This window comes from Arthrobacter sp. cf158 (genome assembly GCF_900106835.1).
GTDB lineage: Bacteria > Actinomycetota > Actinomycetes > Actinomycetales > Micrococcaceae > Arthrobacter.
On the sequence record NZ_FNNR01000004.1, the window covers coordinates 474,199 to 480,808 of the forward strand.

Genomic DNA, 6,610 nt, shown 5'->3' on the forward strand with positions numbered 1-6,610 from the left:
GTCATGTTTGGCGTCATCGCGCAGGTGCGGGTTGTGCTGTATGTTGGGTGTTCTAAGCAATTCTTTTCACGATGCGGATAAGAGTTGTCGGAATCTGAGTCATTGGAGACAAGGGAATGGCTGAAAAAGCCTCCGGAGGCGTGCAGTCCGTTGAGCGCGTCTTTGAACTGCTGGAACTGATCACGGACGCGGGTGGCGACGTCACTTTGAGCGAGCTCTCGTCGTCCACTGACCTCCCCTTGCCCACTATCCATCGCTTGCTTCGCACGTTGGTATCGCTGGGTTACATCCGTCAGCTGCCCAACCGCCGCTACGCCCTGGGCCCCCGCCTGATCCGCCTCGGTGAAGGTGCCAGCAAACAGCTCGGTGCCGTAGCGCGTCCGCAGCTGAAGACCCTGGTGGAACGCCTCGGGGAGACTTCCAACATGGCCGTCCTCGACTCCGACATGGTCATCTACGTGGCCCAGGTCCCGTCCATGCACTCCATGCGCATGTTCACCGAGGTGGGACGCCGCGCCCACACGCACGACACCGGCGTGGGCAAAGCCATCCTGGCCCAGCTGGACGACGAGGTTGTCCGCGGCATCGTGGCACGCACCGGCATGCCCACTCCCACCGCCAAGAGCATCGGGGACATCGACTCCCTGCTGGCAGACCTCAAGCTTATCCGCGAACGCGGCTACTCCATTGACGAGGAAGAGCAGGAGCTCGGCGTACGCTGCTTCGCCATGGCGGTGCCCAACGCTCCCACCCCCACGGCGATCTCCGTCTCCGGCCCGATTACCCGCGTTGACCAGAGCTTCGCCGACCGCGCCGTGCCTATGCTGCGTGAAGCAGCCATGGCGATCTCCGCGGAGCTCAACCAGAACTAGCTCTTCTGTTCGCTTCCGCCCAGTTGGCACTTAGCGCCCATGTCTTAGGACATGGGCGTTTCTGCTACCTCGGCGCAGGCTATGAGCGCGTGGCCTTCTTCAGCATCGCGTTCACCACCATCGGGTGAACGGGCCGCACCACGGCAAAGTACAGTTTCCCGCGCCACCCTTTAAGCTCGACGGCGGTAGTCACCCTGATCAGTCGGCTCACCGGATCAACGCCGACGGCGGCCGCGAAGTTCAAGTGCTTGTCCCGGACGAAGATCAGCGCTTCCTCACCTGACTGGGCCGTCACTTTGAAGGTGTCCCGAGGCGCCTTGGGAATGCCGATCAAGGGCACCAGTGCCTGACGCAAGCCCATTGCCCCGGCCACCCAGCGGGGCATGGACTCCAAAGAGAACAGCCGCTCCGCCCATTCCGTGGGGTCCGTGCCAGCCCCCTCCGGGAGGATGGCAAGGCAAACGTCCGCATAGTCCGGCTTCGGGATCTCGCCGAAGGCCAGTGAGTGGAAGCAAGGCACATGGTTGGACATGGGCTGTTCCGTCATGGCCTGATCCTACGGCGGCTCTAGATACTGGGGCGCACCAGGGTAACCGCACGCGCGACGGTGAGTTCCGGCGTCGTACATTCCCCCGTGGGGCGAGCATTCCGCCCCAGGCGACAAAAGGCGGCAGTGTCCCCCAAGGAAACACTGCCGCCTGTCATGTGCGGAAGGGTGCTAGTGCTCTGACGCGCTGGAGGTCTTGAGCGGAACTTCCTTGCCGTCGGCGTCGATCAGCTTGCCGTTTTCGAAGCGGTCGCCTTCGCTGAGGCACTTGATGTCCTCTTCGCTGACGATCCGGTCGGTACCGGCGACGAATACGGACTGGTTGTCCGAGTTACCGGCTTTGAAGTGGTTGAAGAGGATGTTCAGCAGGATGGCCATGACGGCCGCCGAGCTGATGCCGGAGTGGAAGATCGTGGCGAACCAGGACGGGAACTGGTCGTAGAACTTCGGGGCGGCGATGGGGATCATGCCGAAGCCGATCGAGGCCGCCACGATGATCAGGTTCATGTTGTTCTTGTACTCAACCTTGGCCAGGGTGCGGATACCGCTGGCTGCCACCGTACCGAAGAGCACGACGCCGGCGCCGCCCAGGACGGGCGTCGGAACCGCTGCCACAACGCGGCCCAGGATCGGCAGGAGACCAAGGATTACCAGGATGAGGCCGCCGGCGCTGACCACGAAGCGGCTCTTGATGCCCGTGATGGCCACGAGGCCTACGTTCTGGGCGAAGGCGCTCTGCGTGAAGGAGTTGAACAGCGGGGAGATGGCACTGGAGAGCATATCTGCGCGGAGGCCGTCGCCGATGCGGCGGGAGTCCACTTTGGTGTCCACGATCTCGCCCACGGCAATGATGTCGGCCGAGGTCTCGGTCAGGGTCACCAGGATGACGATGAGCATGGAGATGATCGCGGCGATCTCGAAGGTCGGAGCGCCGAAAGCGAAGGGCGTGGGGAAGGCGACGATGTCGCCTTGGCCAACCTTGGAGAAGTCAGCCATACCGGCAATCAAGGCGATGATGGTGCCAATGACCATGGCCAGCAGGATCGAGAGCCGGGAGATGGCTGCGTTGCCAACCTTGCTCAGGAGGAGGACAACACCCATGGTTGCCGCTGCGAGTCCGATGTTGGCCATGCTGCCGTAGTTGTCGGCCTTGGCGTTGCCACCCATGGCCCAGTTAGCGGCCACCGGCATCAGCGTCAGGCCGATGGTGGTGATCACGGTGCCGGTAACCACCGGTGGGAAGAATTTGATGATTTTGGAGAACAGGGGAGTGATCGCCAAACCTATCAGCGATGCCACAATGACTGAGCCGAACACCGCCTGGATTCCGCCGCCACCCTGGACGATCGCCACCATGGTGGAAACGCCGGCGAAGGAAACACCCTGGACCAGGGGCAACTGCGAGCCGAAGAACGGGATACCAACCGTCTGCAGGATGGTGGCCAGGCCACCCACAAACAAACAAGCGGCAATGAGGAGACCGATGTCCTGCGAGGACATGCCCGCGGCTGCTCCGATGATCAGCGGCGGGGCAATGATTCCGCCGTACATGGTGAGGACGTGCTGGAAGCCGTAGGCGAAGGTGCTTCCGATGGAAAGCCGTTTATCCTCGGGCCGCTCCGACTGATGCTTCTGGGGCGAGGTGGTATTCGCAGGACGGGATTTCTTCTTGATGTTCATGGCAGACTTTCTGGGTTCATGGCAGACGTCTTCGTCTGGCTAACTGTGTCTGGCTAACAAATCTTTAGGTTGTTTTGGGTTGGGTTTGTGTGCAGGTCCGGCCTTTACGGGGCGCCGTTGGGGGGACCTGCACACAAACCCTTGAGGTGGTGCGCGTTTAGTGCGGTTTAGTGCTGTGGGGCGGCTTAGCAGAAGCCGGCGATGCCGCTCCAGGCAACCGGTGCAGCGTCGATGTTCTCGCGCTGGACCGTGGCTTCGATGAGGCCGTACGGGCGGTCAGCCGCGAAGAAGACCTCGTTGGGGTTGTCCAGGCCGAACGGGCTCAGGTCAACCAGGAAGTGGTGCTTGTTGGGCATGGAGAACTTGATCTCGTCCACTTCGCTGTGTGCTTCGAGGACCTTCTTGCCCATGTCGAACAGCGTCTGCTGGAGTGCATGGGAGTAGTTCTCGGTGAAGCCTTCCAGGAGAAGGGCCTTGATGTCCTCGTAGCTCTTGTTGAAGTCCGTGCCGGCGAAGTCCAGGTTGGTGTTGTAGCGCCAGCGGGCGGATACATCGGTAGCCAGGATGCGGTCGGTGGTCTCCGGCAAGGTGGTGTACTTGTCGCGCGGGTAGCCGACAAAGCCGGACTGAGTGGTCTTCAGGACGGTCAGGTCCTTGAGGCCGGAAATCAGGTGCGTGGTTGCGCCATCACGGACGACGACGGCGGTACGTACCTCTTGTCCGTTGCGGACGAAGCTGTGGTCGTGTCCCTCGCCGTGGGCCTGGATGCGGTCCCAGCTGTAGGCCTCGGCTTCCCAGCGGCCGCCGGTAACCCAGTCGAACCCGCCGGTGAAGTGGTCTGCGAGGCGCAGGAGGAAGGACTCGGGTGAGCCGACGCCTTCACGAGCGAACGCGTAGACGGTGTTCTTCTGGGTGTCGGTGGCAACGACGTGGCCGTTGTCGCCTTCGAGGTGTGCGGCCTGGAAGTCGCCGCGCAGCTGCGAGGTAACGTTCAGGTCTTCGATGTGGTGGCGGTCCGTATCCCGAGTGACCTTGACGACGCGGACTTCTGCTTTGCCGTACTGGTTTTCGCCGAGGACGATGTTGTTGCTCATGGTCATATCCCAACTTCTGTGAGGTGGAACCTACGTTCCATCAATGAAATTAAGCGCGTGTTTCCACTGCGTTTCTGGTGGAGCTGACCCAACAAAAAAGAGCCAGCATCCATGGATGCCAGCTCATTACGACCCTGCCTGCTGCTCTCAGGTTACGTGACCTACGCCACGAACTCATTCGAGAGTAGCGCATGGTTTCGGCTTATGTATACGGGTTCCCAAGGATCGTTATGAACCATCCAAATGTGACCGGGGCAACTTGTTTTGCTCTGACGGAGGTCTTGACGCTTCGTTTCTGGGCTGCCTACACTTTCCACATAACAATAAAAGTTTTCCGAAGTACGGAAATTGACTGCACTAGAAAGAGGAGGAAACAGATGGACTCGAAGGATACGAACAAGGTCGTGGAATTCCCGGCACCGGGTCAGGAGCTGTACCTGCCGTTCGGTGCAACAGATCCGGACTTCTACATTCCGGCCGACTGCGACCGCAAGGCCGGCGGGTTCTCCCGTTGGCTGCGCGCGCTCCCGGTGTTCGGCCGGCAGCGCCCCTAAGACCCTGCATCAAAGGGGCGCGGACTCTGCGCAACAGAGCCAACGAGGCGGGTGACACCTGGGGAGGTGTTGCCCGCCTTTCCGCTTTCCCGGCGCGTCCGCCCTGGCGCCCATTTCGACGCCTCGCTGCACCCAATGCCGTGCGCGCGGCACTTCACGCGGCGAGACCCCGAAATGGGGACTACTCTGCGCTCCGCGAGACCCCGAAATGGGGACTACTCTGCGCTCCGCAAGACCCGCAGCACACTCGTCTTGAAGTCCTGCTCCCTGATCAGGTGCTGCCAGTTGATCCGGATAAACTTCCAGCCCTGCGCCATGAGTGCCTTCTCGCGCTGCCTTTCCTGGTAGATCACCTCGGTGGCGGGCGCGTAGTCGAAGTACTTCACTTTCCCGTCGAACTCCAAGGCCACTCTCTTTTCCCGCCAAGCAAAATCCAGCCTGTACTGCCCCTCCGTCGTCGATACCTCCACTTGGAGCTCGGGGGGTTCCATGTTCAAGCGCTGGAGCAGCTCACGGGTCAGGGTTTCACCGGGTGACTCGGATCGCGCGTCCGCACTCTCCAGGGCCCGGCGGAGCGTGAGAACTCCGTTGCGTCCGGCCAAAGACCCGCAGATCTGCCGGATCACTCCCGCGTCGGCCCCCAAGCGAAGGGCGTGGTCCATCAGCACCAAGGACTGTTTGTAGTTCAGCATGAGGCAGCAGTCCACAACGGTGCGTTCAAGGGAGGTGCACGGCATGCCGTCCACGTATGTCAGTTCACCGGGCGCCAGTGCGCGCGTGTGTGGAACGACATCGAGGCCGTGGGAGGTAGGTGACGCTGTGGAAACTGTGGTGACGTGTACCTGGTCATCTACTTCCCAAAGAAACAGCCCGTGGAGGCGTGCGGCTGAGGTGTGGCTGTAGATCAATCCGCCAGCCGACGTCGCCAGCGTTCCGTGGGCATGAGCCGCAATTAGTTGCCGACTGCGGACCCAGGGCTTTTGGGCCATCCACGTGCTGCCGCGGATGTAGCAGCCTCGACGCAGTCGGATCAGCTGGCCTTCTCGGATCAGGGCCGCAATCTTTCTGTCATTGAAGCCGAGTTCATGGAGCTCGCTGGTCCGCCATAAATTCATTCCCGCGGGGAGCTTGCCCCGGTTGCTGTTCACCATGGTTTAAGCCTCGGTTGGGACGCGACGCAGGAGAAGGCGGGGAATGGCCTATGTGGAGAAAACCGATTAGGGGCTTGCTGCAAGCTGTGCCGTGCGATCGGCCTAACCCGCAGTAAGTCGTCGAAATGGCCAAAATGTGACCTACGTAACAAACGGTAGGGTGCTTACGGCTTCACGTAAGCTGGGCAAGCGGCCACCCTCCGGGTCTTCAAGGGCCGCTGCGGCCCTGACCGGACACGGGCTGCGCCTTCTCGCTCGACGAACGCCGTCTACAGGCGGTGCACCGGAACTGAACGGGAATCCGACGCGTATCGCCGCGTCGTGCCAGGCAATGTCCTGGCTGAAACCCTGCGTATGCGGGTGACGGAAGAACTGGTCTGGGGGCCGGTACCGCAGCAGCTGCAATTTCGCTGCTACCCCAAAGGAACACATGCTATGAAACTCAAGGTCTCAACTCTTGGGGCGGTGATCGCGTTGGCTCTAGCCGGGTGCACAACGCCGACACCCCAGCCGACGCCGTCGGAAACTGTCGCAGCACCAACGCCCACGCCGACTGCAACAACGGCAAGTCCCACGCCAACGGCTACAAGTACTGCGACGCCGACGCGGACGCCGAGTGCTAGTCCGACGGCGACCCCAACACCGACGCCGACGCGGACGCCGAGTGCTAGTCCGACGGCGACCCCAACCCCGACGCCGACGCGGACGCCGA

General features: G+C 61.7%; 7 protein-coding genes. 2 read left to right on the top strand and 5 right to left on the bottom strand.

What is annotated here, in order from left to right:
* Positions 1-116: 116 nt before the first annotated feature.
* Positions 117-872, top strand: coding sequence for an IclR family transcriptional regulator (locus BLW08_RS11060; protein WP_011776026.1), 756 nt, complete (start codon positions 117-119; stop codon positions 870-872).
* Positions 873-951: 79 nt separating this feature from the next.
* Here the strand turns inward: BLW08_RS11060 and BLW08_RS11065 are convergent, their stop codons facing one another.
* The 3 genes from BLW08_RS11065 to pucL all read right to left on the bottom strand — a co-directional run bounded on the left by BLW08_RS11065 (position 952) and on the right by pucL (position 4,199).
* Entirely contained in the window at positions 952-1,419 is a 468-nt protein-coding gene (locus BLW08_RS11065) for a DUF2867 domain-containing protein (RefSeq protein ID WP_091325059.1), read from the bottom strand.
* A 171-nt stretch (positions 1,420-1,590) separates the two neighbouring features.
* Positions 1,591-3,099: a nucleobase:cation symporter-2 family protein gene (locus BLW08_RS11070; protein ID WP_090823441.1), complete on the bottom strand. Its 1,509-nt coding sequence runs from the start codon at positions 3,097-3,099 to the stop codon at positions 1,591-1,593.
* Between the two features lie 185 nt (positions 3,100-3,284).
* Complete coding sequence (gene pucL / locus BLW08_RS11075; RefSeq protein ID WP_174754456.1) at positions 3,285-4,199, bottom strand: factor-independent urate hydroxylase; 915 nt, start codon at positions 4,197-4,199, stop codon at positions 3,285-3,287.
* A gap of 371 nt (positions 4,200-4,570) precedes the next feature.
* Here pucL and BLW08_RS23850 point away from each other — a divergent pair, with 371 nt between their 5' ends.
* Positions 4,571-4,747, top strand: a complete 177-nt coding sequence (locus BLW08_RS23850) for a hypothetical protein (protein WP_175538651.1) — start codon at positions 4,571-4,573, stop codon at positions 4,745-4,747.
* Positions 4,748-4,962: 215 nt separating this feature from the next.
* Here BLW08_RS23850 and BLW08_RS11080 read toward each other — a convergent pair whose 3' ends face one another.
* Together BLW08_RS11080 and BLW08_RS24035 are read right to left on the bottom strand one after the other, a co-directional pair.
* The gene (locus BLW08_RS11080) at positions 4,963-5,898 is read right to left on the bottom strand and encodes a type IV toxin-antitoxin system AbiEi family antitoxin domain-containing protein (protein WP_091325060.1); all 936 of its coding nucleotides are present in this window, start codon (positions 5,896-5,898) and stop codon (positions 4,963-4,965) included.
* Positions 5,899-6,311: 413 nt separating this feature from the next.
* Positions 6,312-6,610: hypothetical protein (locus tag BLW08_RS24035; protein ID WP_217639225.1), on the bottom strand; the 299-nt coding region annotated here is incomplete at its 5' end.